The following is a 16,181-nucleotide window of genomic DNA, read 5'->3' as shown; positions in this document are numbered from 1 at the left end:
ACAGAAGCTGTCAGGGGTAGTCCACCACGATCGTTGACATGAATGACTTCGACTTCTTCGTCGGCTCGTGGAACGTGGTCAACCGCCGGCTCAGGACGCTGTTCGTTGACAGCGACGACTGGGAGACCTTCCCCGGCACCACAACCTGCCAGCCGATCTTCAACGGTGCCGGCAACACCGAAGAGATCATTTTCCCGACACTCGGCAGCCGCGGCTTCACTCTGCGCCTGTTCGACACCGAGCGAGAGGAATGGTCGATCTACTGGGCGAACAGCCGCACAGGCCTGCTCTTCCCGCCGGTCGTCGGCACCTTCAGCGACGGCCGCGGCGACTTCTACGGCGACGACACGCACGAGGGCAAACCGATCAAGGCACACTTCATCTGGTCCGACATCACACCCACCTCGGCGCGATGGGAGCAGGAGTTCTCTCCCGACGGCGGACAGACCTGGGAGTCCAACTGGGTCATGCAATTCACCCGAGCCTGACCAAAGCGGCTCGGCCAAGGGCCGAGCCGCCCCAAACGCCGCTTCATTCGCCCAAACAAACACGGACGAGCGAAGTGTCCGCACATTCGGCAGGTCCCCGCTCAACTACCCGGCATTGCCGGTAGCGCAGGACGCCGCTCCCGCCGGCTCAGACGTCGGCGGGGGCGGTGGCGGCCCGGGCCGCGGCGACCAGCCGGTCGGTCTCGGCGACCACCTCGGCGTCGTCGACCGGCGTGCCCGGGTCGTAGCGGACCGTCCAGGTGAGACCGTCCACGCCGGGCACGCGGCGGGCCGCGATCCGGCCGCTGCCGCCGGGGACCGGGTGGTGCTGCGTGTACGCCACCGAGCGGGTGACCCGGGCCCGCACCTGGTGCGGCAGGTCGCCCGGGTCGAGCAGCAGGTAGGTCTCCGCGGGGGCGTCGGCGACCACCAGGTAGTCGCCCCGGTCGGCGTGCTGCGCGGCCGGGGTGACGGTCAGCTCGCGGCCGGACCAGACCGCCTTGATCAGGTCGTGCCAGCCGAGCCGGTGACCCCGGCCGGGCAGCCAGAGCCCGAGGTTGCTGGCCACCAGCACACCGTCGCCCTCGCCGTTGCCGGCCGCGGCCCAGGCCAGCACTCGCTCGTCGGGCGCCAGCGGTGGCCGGTCGGCCGGCGGCAGCTTGGGCCGGCGGTGGAACAGTCCCATCTCAGAGCCCTCCCGCGGCCTGTTCCCGCAACGCCCGGGCGTGCTGTTCGAGGGACAGCAGCTCGCCGAAGAGCGCGAAGTATTCGTCCTTGTTGCTGACCGGGTTGATCCGCTGGATGCGGGACTTCAGGTCCCGGATCCGGCCGGTCACCGACCCCCACTGGAGGCGGGCCATGGTCACCGACACGTACCGCGGGTCCGGCTCGCCGTCGATCCGCAGCGGCTCGACTGCCAGCTCGGCGACGAGGGCCTGGGCGGCGAGGTCCGGTGCGGCGTCCCGCACCGACTCGATCCACACGGCGCCGCCGGCGGCCGTGGACGCCCCGCCGGCCGCCGCGACGGCCTCGCGGACCGCGACGTGCACCGGGTGCCGGTACTCGTTCGCCTCCACCGCGTCGAACATCGGCCCGGCCAGCACGGGCTGCTGCAGGGCGAGCTTCAACGCCTCCCGTTCGACCATCGACTGCGGGCTGTCCACGCTCGGCTCGGGGTTGGCCGGTCGGGGTGCCGGCGCCGCGGCCTCCCGGCCGGCGGGGGCCGACGCCGCGGCCAGCACCGCCCGCTGCACGGGCTCGATCTCCATGCCCAGGTCACCGGCGAGCTTGCGGACGTACTCCGGACGCTTCTCCCGGTCCTTCAGCTTGGCGACCAGCGGCGCGGCCCGGCGCATCGCCTCCACCCGGCCGTCGACGGTGTCGAGGTCGTAACGGCTGATCACGTGCCGCAGCGCGAAGTCGACCAGCGGCTCGCGGCGCGCGACCAGGTCGCGGACGGCCAGGTCGCCCTTGGCCAGCCGCAGCTCACACGGGTCCATGTTGTCGGGGCTGACCGCGATGAAGGTACGCCCGACGAAGCGCTGGTCGTCCTCGAAGGCCCGCAGCGCGGCCTTCTGCCCGGCGGCGTCGCCGTCGAAGGTGAAGATGATCTCGCCGGCCCGTTCGTCGCTGTCGAGGAGCACCCGGCGCAGCACGGCGATGTGGTCGGCGCCGAAGGCGGTGCCGCAGGTGGCGACCGCCGTCGGCACGTCGGCCAGGTGGCAGGCCATCACGTCGGTGTAGCCCTCGACGACGACCACCTTGCCCTGCTTGGCGATCTCACGCTTGGCCTGGTCGATGCCGTAGAGCACGTGCGACTTCTTGTAGATCGGCGTCTCGGGAGTGTTCAGGTATTTCGGGCCGTCGTCGTCGTCGAAGAGCTTGCGGGCACCGAAGCCGATCACGTCACCGGTGATGTCCCGGATGGGCCACATGAGCCGCCGTCGGAACCGGTCGATCAGCGACCCGGAGCGCGACGGGCGGGACAGCCCGGCGGTCGTCAGCTCGTCGGCGGTGAAGCCCTGCTGCCGCAGGTGCTTGGTGAGCAGGTCCCAGGCGTCCGGGGCGAAGCCGCAGCCGTAGCGCTCGGCGGCGGCCCGGTCGAAGCCACGGGCGGCCAGGAACTCCCGCGCCGGGCGCGCGCCGGCGGTGGTGAGCTGGGCGCGGTAGAAGTCGACGGCGGCGGCGTGCGCGGCGACGAGCCGCTGCCGCTGCCCCTGCTGCGGTCGGGCGCGGGGGGCGGAGTTGTCGGCCTCGACGTAGCGCAGTTGGATGCCGGCCCGGGCGGCGAGCCGCTCGACCGCCTCGACGAAGCTGAGGTGGTCGGCGTCCATCAGGAACTTGATCGCGTCGCCGCCGGCGCCGCAGCCGAAGCAGTACCAGACGTTGCGCCCGGGCGAGACGTTGAACGACGGGCTCTTCTCGTCGTGGAACGGGCAGAGACCCTTGAGGTTTCCGGCGCCCGCCGGCTTCAGGGTCACCGTGTCGGAGATGACCTCCGCGATCGAGGTGCGCTCGCGGACCAGCGCGATGTCCTCGTCCCGGATCCGGCCAGCCATGGATGCACCCCCTCGGCGTACATCCTGCCCTGCCGGACCGACGACGTACGGGCGGGGGCGCGCGGTGTGGCGCGGACCGCGCCCGCTTTGGACTGTTCCGTCCCAGAGACCCGACCCGCTCGGCGAGCATGTACGCATGCGGTGGCGACGGGGCGACGGGGCCCGCTGGACCCGGCTGGCCGGTCGGTTGATCGCGGTGCGGCCGGCGGCCAGCATCGTCGACGAGTCCGGCCACCGGCACGCCACCTGGTTCGAACTCTTCTTCGACGTGATCTTCGTCTTCGCCCTGGCGGCCGTGGTCGACCGGCTCGGCGACGATCCCACCCCCCGACCCGCTGGCGTGGTCGCCGTTATAGGGCTCTTCCTGCTGGTGCAGTGGGCCTGGGTGGGGCACGCCTACTACGCCACCCGGTACGAGGCGGACGACCTGCCGCACCGGTTGTTGCTGCTGTTCGCGCTGCTCGGCGCCGGAGCGATCACCCTCGGGGTGGACGAGGTGCCCGACGGCGAGATGCTGCCGGTCGGCTACCTGATCGTCCGTGGCGTGCTGCTCCTGCTCTACATCCGGGGCCGCCCCCAGAGCAAGGTGGCCCGGGCGGGCACCGTCGTCTACCTGATCGGCTTCGGGCTCGGCTGGCTGATCTGGCTGGCCTCACTGGCCGTCCCCGGGCACCTGCGGCCGGCGTTCTGGATCACCGGGACGGTGATCGAGCTCGCCACGCCCTGGATCGGCTACCGCTGGCTGAGCCGGTGGCCGGTGGACGTCCGGCACCTGCCGGAGCGGGTCGGCCAGTTCGTCATCATCGTGCTCGGCAGCATGGTGGCCAACCTGCTCGCCACGGTGCCGGACCACCCGGACCAGAAGATGGCGCTCACCGCGGCGCTGGCCGCCATCGTGCCGGGGGCTATCTGGTGGATCTACGCCACCTTCGTCACCAGTGGCATCCCGATCCGCCGGCTACGCGGCGGCCAGCCCTACGCCTACCTGCACTACTCGCTCGGCAGCGGCCTGCTGCTGCTCGGGTGGGCGCTCGGGCAGACGGTGCGGGCGATCCACGGGGAGATCCCGATGACCCAGGAGGTACGCCTGCTGCTCGCCGGCGCGTCCACCCTCTGGATCGTCTCCGGGCTGGGCCTGTACTGGCTGTCGATCCGGGTCTCGCTCTCCGCCGCGCTGCTCTTCGGGGGCGCCGCCGCCGCGATCTGGGCGCTCGCCCTGGCCGTCTCCGCGCCGCACCTGCTGCTGGTGCTACTCAGCGCGGTGATCGCTGGGTACGCAGTGCTGTTCACCGTCCTGCTGAACAGCGAACGGTCGAGGCAGCCGCCGGGCGAACTCACCGTCGCCGACTGAACCGACGTCCGATCTCCTCGCCGGCTCGGAGCCCCGGTCAGGCCGCGACGGACTCCGCGGCCTCCGCCTGCCGGGTCCACTCGGGCTTGCTGGCCCGCCAGCCCTCGTCGTCCAGGCCCAGGCGCCAGTAGCCGGAGATGGAGAGCATCTCCCGGGGGATTCCCCGCTCGACGCGCAGCAGCCGGCGCAGCTCCTTAACGAACGTCGCCTCACCGTGCACGAAGGCGTGCACGGCGCCGGTGGGGAAGTCCAACGCGCGCACCGCGGCGACCAGCGCCTCACCGACCGGGCGGTCCCCCCGGTGCAGCCAGGTCAGCTCGACCACGCCCGGGCTGCGCAGCCGCTGCTCCTCGGCCGGGCCGCTGGTCTCGACCAGCACCCGGGCGGGCGCGCCGAACGGCAGCCGCTCCAGCGCGGCGGCGATGGCCGGCAGCGCACTCTCGTCGCCGACCAGCAGGTGCCAGTCGGCCTCGGGGCTCGGGGCGTACGCGCCGCCGGGGCCCACGAAGTGCACCGGGTCACCGGGGCGCAGGCGCGCCGCCCACGGACCGGCCAGCCCCTCGTCGCCGTGGTGGACCACGTCGACCGTCAGCTCGCCCGTGGCGGCGTCCCACGCTCGCACGGTGTACGCGCGCAGCCGGGGCCAGTGCTCGCGCGGCAGGTCCCGACGGATCGCGGCCAGGTCGAGCGGCATCGCGTAGTCGACGCCGGGCTGCGGGAAGACCAGCTTGATGTAGTGGTCGGTGAACTCGCCCACCGGCAGCCCGGCCAGCTCCTCGCCACCGAGGGTCAGCCGGATCAGGTGCGGGGTGGGCCGCTCGGTCCGCAGGACCCGAACCGACGTCACGGTCGTACGGCGCTCCGTCATGCTAGTTAGGCTAGCCTAACCAGTTGTCCTGCTGACGGGCGGTGCACCACGCCGGACCAGCCGGGTGTGCCAGGTCACCGCCGCCGGGTCGGTCAGCGAGGCGACCTGGTCGATCACCACGCGCAGCCGCGCGGCGTCGTCCGACGCCGCCCGCCACAGCGGGGCGAAGACCGGGTCCAGCCCGTCCGGCGCCCCCGCGACCAGGGCCGCGACCAGCTCGGCGAGGATCTGCCGCTGCCGGTCGTAGCGCTCCTCCGCGCCCGCCCGGCGCATCACGTAGCGCAGCGCGATCCCCTTGAGCAGCGCGCAGCGCGCCCGCACCCGCCGGGGCACCACCAGGTCCGCGGCGTAGCGGCGGAGCGGGCCGGGACCGAACCGCTCCTGGGTGGCGGCCACCGCGGCGGACACGAACCGCCCGGTCAGCACGCTGGTGGTGGCCTTCAGCGCCGCCTGGGCGCGGTGGCTGCCGTCGTAGCCGGCCAGCGGGGCGAGCACCGGGTCGGCCAGCAACTCGACCAGCACCTCACCGAGGTCGGCCGGGGACTCGCCGGAGTAGGCGGCCGCCACGTCTGCGCAGAGGGCCGCCCGCTCGTCGGCGTCGGCGAGCAACGGCCGGAGCGTGACGTACCCGCCGTGGATGCCGTCCTCGACGTCGTGCACCGAGTACGCCACGTCGTCCGCCCAGTCCATCACCTGCGCCTCCAGGCAGCGGCGGTCACCCGGCGGCGCGCCTGCCCGGACCCAACCGAACACGCCGGCGTCGTCCGCGTACACCCCGAACTTGCGCTCCCCCGCGCGGCGCGGCCAGGGATACTTCGCCACCGCGTCCAGCGAGGCGCGGGTGAGGTTCAGCCCGGCGGACGACCCGTCCGGGGCCACCACCTTCGCCTCCAGCCGGGTGAGCACCCGCAGCGTCTGCGCGTTGCCCTCGAAGCCGCCGCACGGGCTGGCCAGCAGGTCCAGGGCGGCCTCGCCGTTGTGCCCGAACGGCGGGTGACCGAGGTCGTGCGCCAGCCCGGCGACGTCCACCACGTCCGGGTCACAGCCCAGCCGCGCCCCCATCTCCCGGGCGATCTGGGCGACCTCCAGCGAGTGGGTGAGGCGCGTCCGCAGGAAGTCGTCGGTGCCGGCGGTGTGCACCTGCGTCTTCGCGGCCAACCGACGGAACCCCGCCGAGTGCAGCACGCGGGCGCGGTCCCGCTCGTACGGGGACCGACCGTGACCGCTGTCCTTCGGCGGCTCCGCGACCCGCCGTTCGTCGTCCGGCGCGCCGCCGGGCGGCTGACCGCTCAACCGGTCGACCTACTTCCGCTGCCGGAGCACGCAGAACTCGTTGCCCTCCGGGTCGGCGAGGACCGTCCACTCCACGTCACCCTGGCCGATGTCGACGTGCCGCGCGCCCATGTCGACCAGCCGCTCGACCTCAGCCTCCTGGTCGGTGGGGCGCAGGTCGATGTGCAGGCGGTTCTTGGTGTCCTTGGCGTCGGTGACCGGCACGAACACGATGCCGGGGAGCCGGTCCGCCGACTGGCGGATCTCCACCTCGTCGGGCCGCTCGTTGACCACCTGGTAGCCCAGGGCCTCGGCCCACCAGCGGGCCAGCCGGGCCGGGTCGCGGGCGTCGACGGTCAGGCTCTCCCAGACGCTGCTCATGCAGTCCACCCTTCCGCATCGACGGGGTACGAGCCAGCCAAGGTTACGCCCGGACCGCCGTCGCGGCGCGCCGAGCGAGTCGGGGTACTGGCCGGCGCGGCGGGGCCGCCGGGCCCCCGCCCTGGTGGCCGGCGCGGCGGGGCGGGAGGTCCGGGTTCCCGCCGCACCGCGCCTCACCACGATCAGCGGCTGTCCGAGCCGGCCGTCTCCACCGCCGCGCGGCCGGCCTCCAGCCTCGCCACGGGCACCCGGAACGGCGAGCAGGACACGTAGTCCAGACCGACGGAGTGGAAGAAGTGCACCGACTCCGGGTCACCGCCGTGCTCACCGCAGACGCCGAGCTTCAGCCCGGGTCGGGCCGCGCGGCCCTCCTCGGCGGCGATCCGGACCAGCCGGCCGACGCCCTCGCGGTCGATCGACTCGAACGGCGAGATGCCGAAGATGCCCAGCTCCAGGTAGCGCCAGAAGAACGCGCCCTCCACGTCGTCGCGGGAGAAACCCCAGCCCATCTGGGTGAGGTCGTTGGTGCCGAAGGAGAAGAACTCGGCCGCCTCGGCGATCTGGCCGGCGGTCAGCGCCGCGCGCGGCACCTCGATCATCGTGCCGATCAGCACCTCGACGCCGCTGTCGCCGACCACCTCGGCGATGATCTTCTCGGCCTCGGTGCGGACGGTCTCCAATTCCTGCACGGCCCCGACCAGCGGCACCATGATCTCCGGGCAGGCCGAGCCGCCCTCGCGGACCACGGTGACGGCGGCCTCCGCGATCGCCCGGACCTGCATCGCGAACAGGCCGGGGACGACCAGCCCCAGGCGTACGCCGCGCAGGCCCAGCATCGGGTTCTGCTCGTGCATGCGGCGCACCGCGGCGAGCAGCGCCTCCTCCTTGGCCACGTCCTCGCCGCGCTCCTGCGCGACCGCCACGTTGACCGCGAGCTGCTCCAACGGGGGGAGGAACTCGTGCAGCGGCGGGTCGATCAGCCGCACGGTCACCGGGAGGCCGTCCATCGCCCGGAAGATCTCCACGAAGTCGCTCCGCTGCAACGGCAGCAGCGCGGCGAGCGCCGCGTCCCGGTCCTGGTCGGTCCGGGCCAGGATCAGGCGTTCGACCAGCTCACGGCGGTCACCGAGGAACATGTGCTCGGTGCGGCACAGCCCGATGCCGCCGGCGCCGAAGCGCCGCGCCCGGGCCGCGTCCGCCGCGGTGTCGGCGTTCGTCCGGACGGCCAGCCGCCGCCGCTGGTCGGCGTGCGTCATGATCCGGTGTACGGCCCGGACCAGCGGGTCGTCGGTGTTCTCCGCGTCGAGGGTGCCCTCGAAGTACTGCACCACCTCGGAGGGCATGACCGGCACCTCGCCGAGGTAGACCTTGCCGGTCGTGCCGTCGATGGAGACGACGTCGCCCTCGTTGACGGTCCGCCCGGCGACGGTGAACCTCCGCTGCGGGACGTTCACGTCCAGGTCGTCGGCGCCGGAGACGCAGGTCTTGCCCATCCCCCGCGCCACCACGGCGGCGTGGCTGGTCTTGCCGCCCCGGGACGTGAGGATGCCCTTGGCGGCGATCATGCCGTTCAGGTCGTCGGGGTTGGTCTCCCGGCGGACCAGGATCACCGACTCCCCCTCGGCGGCCAGCTCGACGGCCCGGTCCGAACTGAAGACCACCTTCCCGGACGCGGCGCCCGGCGACGCCCCGATGCCCTTGGCCACCGGCTCGAACTCGTGGTCGAGGCGGAACCGGGGGAACATCAGCTGGGCGAGCTGCGCCCCGTTGACCCGGTGCAGCGCCTCGTCCAGGTCGATCAGGCCCTCGTCCACCAGCTGACCGGCGATGACGAAGGCAGCCGCGGCCGTACGCTTGCCGACCCGGGTCTGGAGCATCCACAGCTTGCCGCGCTCGATGGTGAACTCGATGTCACACAGGTCCCGGTAGTGCTCCTCCAGCCGGGCCATGTAGCCGAGCAGCTCGTCGTACGACGTCTTGTCGATCCGCTCCAGCTCCTGCAACGGAACGGTGTTGCGGATGCCGGCGACCACGTCCTCGCCCTGGGCGTTGGCCAGGTAGTCGCCGTAGATGCCCTGCGCCCCGCTGGCCGGGTCCCGAGTGAACGCGACGCCGGTGCCGGAGTCCGGGCCGAGGTTGCCGAAGACCATCGCCACCACGTTCACCGCGGTGCCCAGGTCGGCCGGGATCCGCTCCTGCCGGCGGTAGACCACCGCGCGCTCGGCGTTCCACGACTCGAACACGGCGCGGATGGCCAGGTCGAGCTGCTCGCGCGGCTCCTGGGGGAACTCCCGGCCGGTGTGCTTCGAGAAGATCTTCTTGTACGCGTCGACCAGCCCACGCAGGTCGTCGGCGTCGAGGTCGAGGTCGCTGGTCGTACCCTTGGCGCGCTTGGCCTCGTCGAGCGCGTGCTCGAACTCCTCGCCCGGCACGTCGCAGACGGTCTTGCCGAACATCTGGATGAGCCGGCGGTAGGAGTCCCAGGCGAACCTGTCGTTCCCCCCCGCCTGGGTGCTCAGGCCGACCACGCTGCGGTCGTTGAGGCCCACGTTCAGGACGGTCTCCATCATGCCGGGCATGGAGAACTTGGCGCCGGAGCGGACGGAGACCAGCAGCGGGTCGTCCGGGTCACCGAGCGGGCGGCCCATCTCCCGCTCCAGCGACTCCAGGTGCGCGGCGATCTGCTCGGCGAGTCCGGCCGGCTCCTCGCCGGTCGCCAGGTACGCCTTGCAGGCCTCGGTGGTGATGGTGAAACCGGGCGGGACCGGAAGGCCGAGGTTGGTCATCTCGGCCAGGTTCGCGCCCTTGCCGCCGAGCAGGTCCTTCAGGTCCATGTTGCCCTCGGCGAAGTCGTACACGTACTTCTGATCCACCGTCTCTCGCACTGCCACCAGACCTCCCACGCGCGCCATTGACACTTAACGAAGGTTCAGTTCGGACATACCCCGCGAGCGACCACCGTTAATCCGGTGGTGCTCAGCGGTCGGTGGGCGAAGGTTAAGCGAACATCGAGTGACCTGGGACCGTTCGGTGACAATAGGCACAGCTATCACGACTATCCGCGTTCGTACCGGTTTTTGGGAACGCTTCCACGCGCACGAACACGCAGTACCGCCGCCCGTCGTACCCTTGAGGCACGCGTTTCGGTGAACTTCACCTTTGCCATAACCAACGCAAATACACCCCGGAGCCGCCGTCGTGTCCACCCTCCCCACCCCCGCCGACCGGGACGCCACCCCCACGCGCGAGCCGGCCGTCACCGGCGTCGACGGGGTGCCGCCGCGCGAGACCGCCGTCGCCGGTGACGGGGTGCCGCTGCGGGAGACCGCCGTCGCGGACCTGGTGCGGGCCGCCGACCGGGCCGCCACCGAGCTGCTCGTCCCGCCGGCCGCCACCCTCGGACACGCGGCCGCGGCCCGGCTCGGTGACGTGGTGCCGGCGCCCGAGCAGGTCCACCCCGTCCCCGGTGCCGACCACCGGCTCGGCCCCGACACGGTGATCCGGGTCGGCGCGGACCCCGCGGCGCGGGCCGTCGCCGACCAGCTCGCGGCGCTGCTGCGCCCGGCCACCGGCTACCCGCTGCCCGTCACCGACCTCGCCGACCCCGAATCCGGCGGTGGCATCACCCTGACGCTCACGGACGACGAGGCGCTCGGCCCGGAGGGCTACCGGCTGGACGTCGACCGCGACGCGGTGCGGGTCACCGCGGGCGCACCGGCCGGCCTGCTGTACGCCGTCCAGACGCTGCGCCAACTGCTGCCCGCTGCCGTCGAGAGCGCCACCCCGGTCCCCGGGCCCTGGATCCTCCCCGGCGGGTCGATCGTCGACCGGCCCCGCTTTCCCTACCGGGGCGCGATGCTCGACGTGGCCCGGCACTTCTTCCCCGTCGCCGACGTGCTGCGGGTCATCGACCACCTGGTCCGCTACAAGCTCAACCACCTGCACCTGCACCTCACCGACGACCAGGGCTGGCGGATCGCCGTCGACGCGTGGCCGCGGCTGACCACCGTCGGCGGGATGGGCGAGGTGGGCGACGGGCCGGGCGGGTCGTACAGCACCGCCGACTACCAGCGGATCGTCCGCTACGCCGCCGACCGGCACGTCACCGTCGTACCCGAGATCGACCTGCCCGGGCACACCAACGCCGCCCTCGTGGCCTACCCGGAGCTGGCGCCGGAGGGCGTCGACCCGCCGACGCCGTACACGGGCACCGAGGTCGGCTTCAGCTACGTCGACCCGGCCAGCGAGCGGACGTACGACTTCATCGCGGACGTCCTCGGCGAGGTGGCCGCCCACACTCCGGGGCCGTGGCTGCACATCGGTGGCGACGAGGCGTTCAAGGTCAAGGGCGAGGCGTACACCGGCTTCGTGGAGCGGGTGCAGCGCCTCGTGGCGGCCACCGGCAAGACCGTCGTCGGCTGGCACCAGATCGCCCCGGCCGCGCACGCCGAGGGCCGGGTGCTCCAGTGGTGGGGCACCACGCCCGACGACCCCACCACCGCCGAGGCGGTCCGTCGCGGGGCCCGCGTCATCGCCTCCCCCGCGAACCTCATCTACCTGGACATGAAGTACGCCCCGGACACCCCGATCGGGCACGACTGGGCGGGCCTCATCGACGTACGCCGGGCGTACGACTGGGATCCGGGCAGCCACCTCACGGGCGTACCGGCCGAGGCGATCCTGGGCGTGGAGGCGCCCCTCTGGACCGAGTCGGTCACGTCGCTGCCCGAGATCGAGTTCATGCTGTTTCCCCGGCTGCCCGCCGTGGCCGAGCTCGGCTGGTCACCCCGGTCGACGCACGACTGGGCCGGGTTCCGGGAGCGGCTGGCCGGTCACGCGCCCCGCTGGACCACCGCGGGCATCACCTTCCACGCCGCACCCGAGGTGCCCTGGCCGGTGGCCATCGGCCCCGGCACGGCACCCGCAGCCACGATCCCCACCCAGCCGACCGGGCAGGCGCCCCCGACCGCCCCACCGATCCCCGCGGGCGACCCAATCCCGGCAGGCACCACAACCCGGGTGGAAGGCCCGCCCGGCGCCGACGGCGCGATATCCGCAGACGGGGCAATCACGCCAGACGAGGCCTGACCCGCCCATCCCGACCAACCCCCACCCCGACGCCATCCCGGCGGGACGGGCCCGACCCGAGGGTCCCGCCCGACCGAGGGCAGATGCCGGTTGACGGGCTCCGGCCGGGTCCGTCAACGGCGGGCCAGGCGGGGTGGGCGACGTGATCGACTCCGGTTCCTGGAAGTCGGGGTGTCCGCCCCGGGCGATCAACCCGACCTCCAGGAAGTCGTGAAGGCACTCCGACCCGGACAAGGGTGACGCTTGTAGATCTTGGACGATTAGTGCCCCTATAGGGGCACTAACTCACCAAGATCCCAAGAGGGCGAGTGAAAAAGTCTGCATGCCCGGCCGTGCCGCCTGGGGGGTTTGTCCGGTTCGGTTGGGTGGGCTGTCCGGTTCCGGGGTGCGGCGTCCCGTGGGCGGGGCCACACCCGGGGCGGAATCCTGGGCCCGGCCAGGTCGTTGAACATGACATGCCGCGCGGCCCCGAGCCGCCGGCCCCGGCCGGATCACCGGCCGACCCGCCCCGGTCCCCGGGCCACCGCCCCGGACCCGGGAATGACCGGCCCACCCCGGTCGTTGCACACCCCCGACGCCACGAGCCCCCGGCCGTGACCGTCACCGGGCCGCCGGAATCACCGGCCCACCCCCGGTCGTTACAACCCCGAGCCGCCCGAGCAGGCCACGCCGCCGAGCCGGCCCCACCCCCAAGAACCTCCCGGCACCCGCCCCCCAACGCGGGCCGCCGCGCACCCCCGAACAGAGAGGCACACATCATGCGTACCGATCTGATCCGCAAGACCGTCCTCACCGCAGCCGGAATCGCCGCCGCCGGCGGCGGCATCGCCGGCCCCGCCATCGCCGCCCACGCCGCCCCCGCCGACACCAAGCCCGCCCAGGTCCAGGACCGCAAGAACAACAGCAGCGAGCGTGAACTCAACGTCCGCTACGAAGCCCAGCCCAACTTCTACTACTGCGGCCCCGCCGCCACCCGCAACGCCCTCTCCGTCCAAGGCAAGGACATCAACGTCGACGCCATGGCCAAGGAAATGGGCACCACCGAAGCCGGCACCAACTCCATCAACGACATCACCCCCGTCCTGAACAAGGAAACCGGCAGCAACGTCTACAAGTCCGTCGAGATCAGCTCCACCAAGGCCGACGACAAGCAGACCGACAAGCTGCGCCAGGACATCGTCCGCACCATCAACGACGGACGCGCCGTCGTCGCCAACATCGCCGGCACCACCACCGACACCGACGGCAACACCCACTCCTACGAGGGCGGCCACTACATCAGCGTCGTGGGCTACCGCGACGGCGGCACCGAAGTGAAGATCGCCGACTCGGCCGACCCCAACACCGCCTCCTACTGGGTCAGCATCGACCACCTGGCCGACTGGATCGCCACCCGCGGCTACTCCACCAACTGACCCCAACAAAGCAACAAAGCAACACAGCACCAAGCGACAGGGCCGGCCCCCACCACGGGGGCCGGCCCTTCGTCATGTCCGGGTCCGCCGGACAGTCGGCGACCGGGCTACCGGCCACCGGCTACCGCCGGAGCGTCAGCCGCCGGAGTCGGCGAGTTCGGCGCCCTCGGGGACGGTGTCGTCGTCACGGCTGGCGAGCCAACCGTCGGGCAGGAAGACCTTGCCCGGCGAGTTGGTACGGCCGCGCGGCTGGCCCAGGGTGGCGACCGGGAATGGCTCGGCCGCGTCGAGCTTGCCGAGCAGGTCGTCCAGCTGGGCCAGGCTTTCGATCATCGCCAGCTCCCGGCGGAGTTCGCTGCCGACCGGGAAGCCCTTGAGGTACCAGGCCACGTGCTTGCGGAAGTCGGTGCAGCCGTCCCGCTCACCCCGCTCGGGCGTACGCGAGCCGGCGGTGAACTGGTCGACGAGCAGCTCGGCGTGCCGGCGCATGGTGGCGGCGACCTCCCCGAGGGTGGGCAGGCGGCGCTCCGGGCGGCCGTTGAAGGCGGCCTCCAGGTCGGCGAAGAGCCACGGCCGCCCGAGGCAGCCGCGGCCGATGACGACCCCGTCGACGCCGGTGTGCGCGACCATCCGGAGCGCGTCGTCGGCCTCCCAGATGTCGCCGTTGCCGAGCACCGGCACGTCCAGCGCCTGCTTGAGGGTGGCGATCGCGTCCCAGTCGGCGGTGCCGGAGTAGCGCTGCGCGGCCGTACGCCCGTGCAGGGCAACGGCGGCGACGCCGGCCTCCTGGGCGGCGAGCCCGGCCTCGACGTACGTCAGGTGGTCGTCGTCGATGCCCTTGCGCATCTTGACGGTGACCGGCACGCCGGCGGGTGCGGCGGCGTCCACGGCGGCCTTCACCAGCCGGGCGAAGAGCCGGCGCCGCCACGGCAGGGCGGCGCCGCCGCCCCGGCGGGTCACCTTGGGTACGGGGCAGCCGAAGTTCAGGTCGATGTGGTCGGCGAGGTTCCGTTCGACGACGATCCGCACGGCGGCGGCGGTGGTCTCCGGATCGGTGCCGTAGAGCTGCAGGCTGCGCGGCTGTTCGTCCTCGGCGAAGGCGATCATCCGCAGCGTCTTCGGGTTCCGCTCGACCAGCGCGACAGTGGTGATCATCTCGCACACGTAGATGCCGCCGCCCTGTTCACGGCAGAGCTGACGGAAACCGACGTTCGTGATGCCGGCCATCGGGGCGAGAACCACCGGCGGCCAGACCTGGTGCCGCCCGAGCGTGAGCGGGCGCAGGCGGGGCAGGGTCGGGGCGGTCACCCGACAAGTGTACGGGGGCCCCGACCGGCGCCGTCCGCGCCGGCCGAGGCCCCCGCTCCCAGCTCAGCAGCCGGGCAGGCGCTCGATCAGGTAGCGCTCGACCTGGTCCAGGGAGACCCGCTCCTGGGCCATGGTGTCCCGGTTGCGGACGGTCACGGCGTTGTCGTCGAGGGTGTCGAAGTCGACGGTCACGCAGAACGGCGTGCCGATCTCGTCCTGCCGGCGGTAGCGGCGGCCGATCGCCTGCGAGTCGTCGAACTCCACCACCCAGCGCTTGCGCAGCGTGGCCGCCAACTCCTTCGCCTTCGGGGAGAGCGCCTCGTTGCGCGACAGCGGCAGCACCGCCACCTTCACCGGCGCCAGCCGCGGGTCGAAGCGCATGACCGTCCGCTTGTCCACGCCGCCCTTGGTGTTCGGGGCCTCGTCCTCGTCGTACGCCTCCAGGAGGAAGGCGAGCACCGCGCGGGTGAGGCCGGCGGCCGGCTCGATGACGTACGGCGTCCAGCGCTCGCCCTTGGTCTGGTCGAAGTACGACAGGTCGACGCCGGAGTGCTTGCTGTGCGTCGACAGGTCGAAGTCGGTCCGGTTGGCGACGCCCTCCAGCTCGGCGAACTCGGTGCCGCCGAACTGGAAGCGGTACTCGATGTCGACCGTGCGCTTCGAGTAGTGGGAGAGCTTCTCCTTCGGGTGCTCGTAGAACCGCAGGTTGTCGCGGGAGAGACCCAGGTCGAGGTACCAGTTCCAGCGCTCCTGGAGCCAGTACTCGTGCCACTGCTCGTCGGTGCCCGGCTCGACGAAGAACTCCATCTCCATCTGCTCGAACTCTCGGGTCCGGAAGATGAAGTTGCCCGGGGTGATCTCGTTGCGGAACGACTTGCCGGTCTGCGCGATGCCGAACGGAGGCTTCTTGCGCGCGACGGTCTCCACGTTCTTGTAGTTGACGAAGATGCCCTGGGCGGTCTCCGGCCGCAGGTAGTGCAGGCCCTCGTCGCTCTCCACCGGGCCCAGGTAGGTCTTCATCAGGCCGTTGAACATCTTCGGCTCGGTGAAGGTGCCCTTGTTGCCGCAGTTGGGGCAGTTCAGCTCGGAGAGCGAGGTCAGCGGCTTGCCGTGCTTCTCGGCGTAAGCCTCTTCCAGGTGGTCGGCGCGGAAGCGCTTGTGGCAGAACTGGCACTCGGTCAGCGGGTCGACGAACTCGGCGATGTGGCCGGACGCCTCCCAGACCTGGCGGGCCAGGATGACCGCCGAGTCCAGGCCGACGACGTCGTCGCGCTGCTGGACCATGGCCTTCCACCACTGCCGGCGGACGTTCTCCTTGAGCTCCACGCCGAGCGGACCGTAGTCCCACGCCGACCGGGTGCCTCCGTAGATCTCGCTGGAGGGAAAGACGAAGCCCCGGCGCTTGGCGAGGCTGACGATGGCGTCGATACGGTCGGCTGGCATGTTTCCTCC

The 16,181-nt window shown here is 72.1% G+C and carries 11 protein-coding genes and 1 pseudogene; 4 read left to right on the top strand and 8 right to left on the bottom strand.

The window, feature by feature from the left end:
* Nucleotides 1-38 precede the first annotated feature (38 nt).
* Nucleotides 39-488, top strand: coding sequence for a hypothetical protein (locus tag GA0070620_RS28810; protein WP_091596055.1), 450 nt, complete (start codon nucleotides 39-41; stop codon nucleotides 486-488).
* Between the two features lie 148 nt (nucleotides 489-636).
* Here GA0070620_RS28810 and GA0070620_RS28805 read toward each other — a convergent pair whose 3' ends face one another.
* The gene (locus GA0070620_RS28805; RefSeq protein WP_091596053.1) at nucleotides 637-1,173 is read right to left on the bottom strand and encodes a hypothetical protein; all 537 of its coding nucleotides are present in this window, start codon (nucleotides 1,171-1,173) and stop codon (nucleotides 637-639) included.
* Between the two features lies 1 nt (nucleotide 1,174).
* Entirely contained in the window at nucleotides 1,175-3,046 is a 1,872-nt protein-coding gene (dnaG, locus tag GA0070620_RS28800) for a DNA primase (protein WP_091596051.1), read from the bottom strand.
* Nucleotides 3,047-3,182: 136 nt separating this feature from the next.
* On the opposite strand from dnaG, the gene GA0070620_RS28795 reads away from it, so the two are divergent.
* Entirely contained in the window at nucleotides 3,183-4,397 is a 1,215-nt protein-coding gene (locus GA0070620_RS28795; protein ID WP_157741726.1) for a low temperature requirement protein A, read from the top strand.
* 37 nt (nucleotides 4,398-4,434) lie between these two features.
* On the opposite strand, the gene GA0070620_RS28790 is transcribed toward GA0070620_RS28795, so the two are convergent.
* The 4 genes from GA0070620_RS28790 to ppdK all read right to left on the bottom strand — a co-directional run bounded on the left by GA0070620_RS28790 (nucleotide 4,435) and on the right by ppdK (nucleotide 9,809).
* Nucleotides 4,435-5,265, bottom strand: a complete 831-nt coding sequence (locus GA0070620_RS28790; protein WP_091596047.1) for a siderophore-interacting protein — start codon at nucleotides 5,263-5,265, stop codon at nucleotides 4,435-4,437.
* Nucleotides 5,266-5,280: 15 nt separating this feature from the next.
* Nucleotides 5,281-6,558 carry a deoxyguanosinetriphosphate triphosphohydrolase gene (locus GA0070620_RS28785; protein WP_091596045.1) on the bottom strand — a complete coding sequence of 426 codons (1,278 nt, stop codon included), beginning with the start codon at nucleotides 6,556-6,558 and terminating at the stop codon, nucleotides 5,281-5,283.
* A gap of 9 nt (nucleotides 6,559-6,567) precedes the next feature.
* Nucleotides 6,568-6,918 carry a VOC family protein gene (locus GA0070620_RS28780; protein WP_091596043.1) on the bottom strand — a complete coding sequence of 117 codons (351 nt, stop codon included), beginning with the start codon at nucleotides 6,916-6,918 and terminating at the stop codon, nucleotides 6,568-6,570.
* Between the two features lie 182 nt (nucleotides 6,919-7,100).
* Nucleotides 7,101-9,809 carry a pyruvate, phosphate dikinase gene (ppdK, locus tag GA0070620_RS28775; protein ID WP_091596041.1) on the bottom strand — a complete coding sequence of 903 codons (2,709 nt, stop codon included), beginning with the start codon at nucleotides 9,807-9,809 and terminating at the stop codon, nucleotides 7,101-7,103.
* Between the two features lie 307 nt (nucleotides 9,810-10,116).
* Here ppdK and GA0070620_RS28770 point away from each other — a divergent pair.
* Nucleotides 10,117-11,859: pseudogene (locus GA0070620_RS28770) on the top strand (beta-N-acetylhexosaminidase); the annotation flags it as partial.
* A gap of 905 nt (nucleotides 11,860-12,764) precedes the next feature.
* Nucleotides 12,765-13,421: a C39 family peptidase gene (locus GA0070620_RS28765; RefSeq protein WP_091596039.1), complete on the top strand. Its 657-nt coding sequence runs from the start codon at nucleotides 12,765-12,767 to the stop codon at nucleotides 13,419-13,421.
* Nucleotides 13,422-13,556: 135 nt separating this feature from the next.
* Here GA0070620_RS28765 and dusB read toward each other — a convergent pair whose 3' ends face one another.
* The gene (gene dusB, locus GA0070620_RS28760) at nucleotides 13,557-14,729 is read right to left on the bottom strand and encodes a tRNA dihydrouridine synthase DusB (RefSeq protein WP_091596037.1); all 1,173 of its coding nucleotides are present in this window, start codon (nucleotides 14,727-14,729) and stop codon (nucleotides 13,557-13,559) included.
* Nucleotides 14,730-14,792: 63 nt separating this feature from the next.
* Nucleotides 14,793-16,172, bottom strand: coding sequence for a glycine--tRNA ligase (locus GA0070620_RS28755; RefSeq protein ID WP_091596035.1), 1,380 nt, complete (start codon nucleotides 16,170-16,172; stop codon nucleotides 14,793-14,795).
* Nucleotides 16,173-16,181: the final 9 nt, after the last annotated feature.

The organism is Micromonospora krabiensis (assembly GCF_900091425.1).
Lineage (GTDB): Bacteria > Actinomycetota > Actinomycetes > Mycobacteriales > Micromonosporaceae > Micromonospora > Micromonospora krabiensis.
This window is presented reverse-complemented; position numbering and strand designations above follow the sequence as displayed.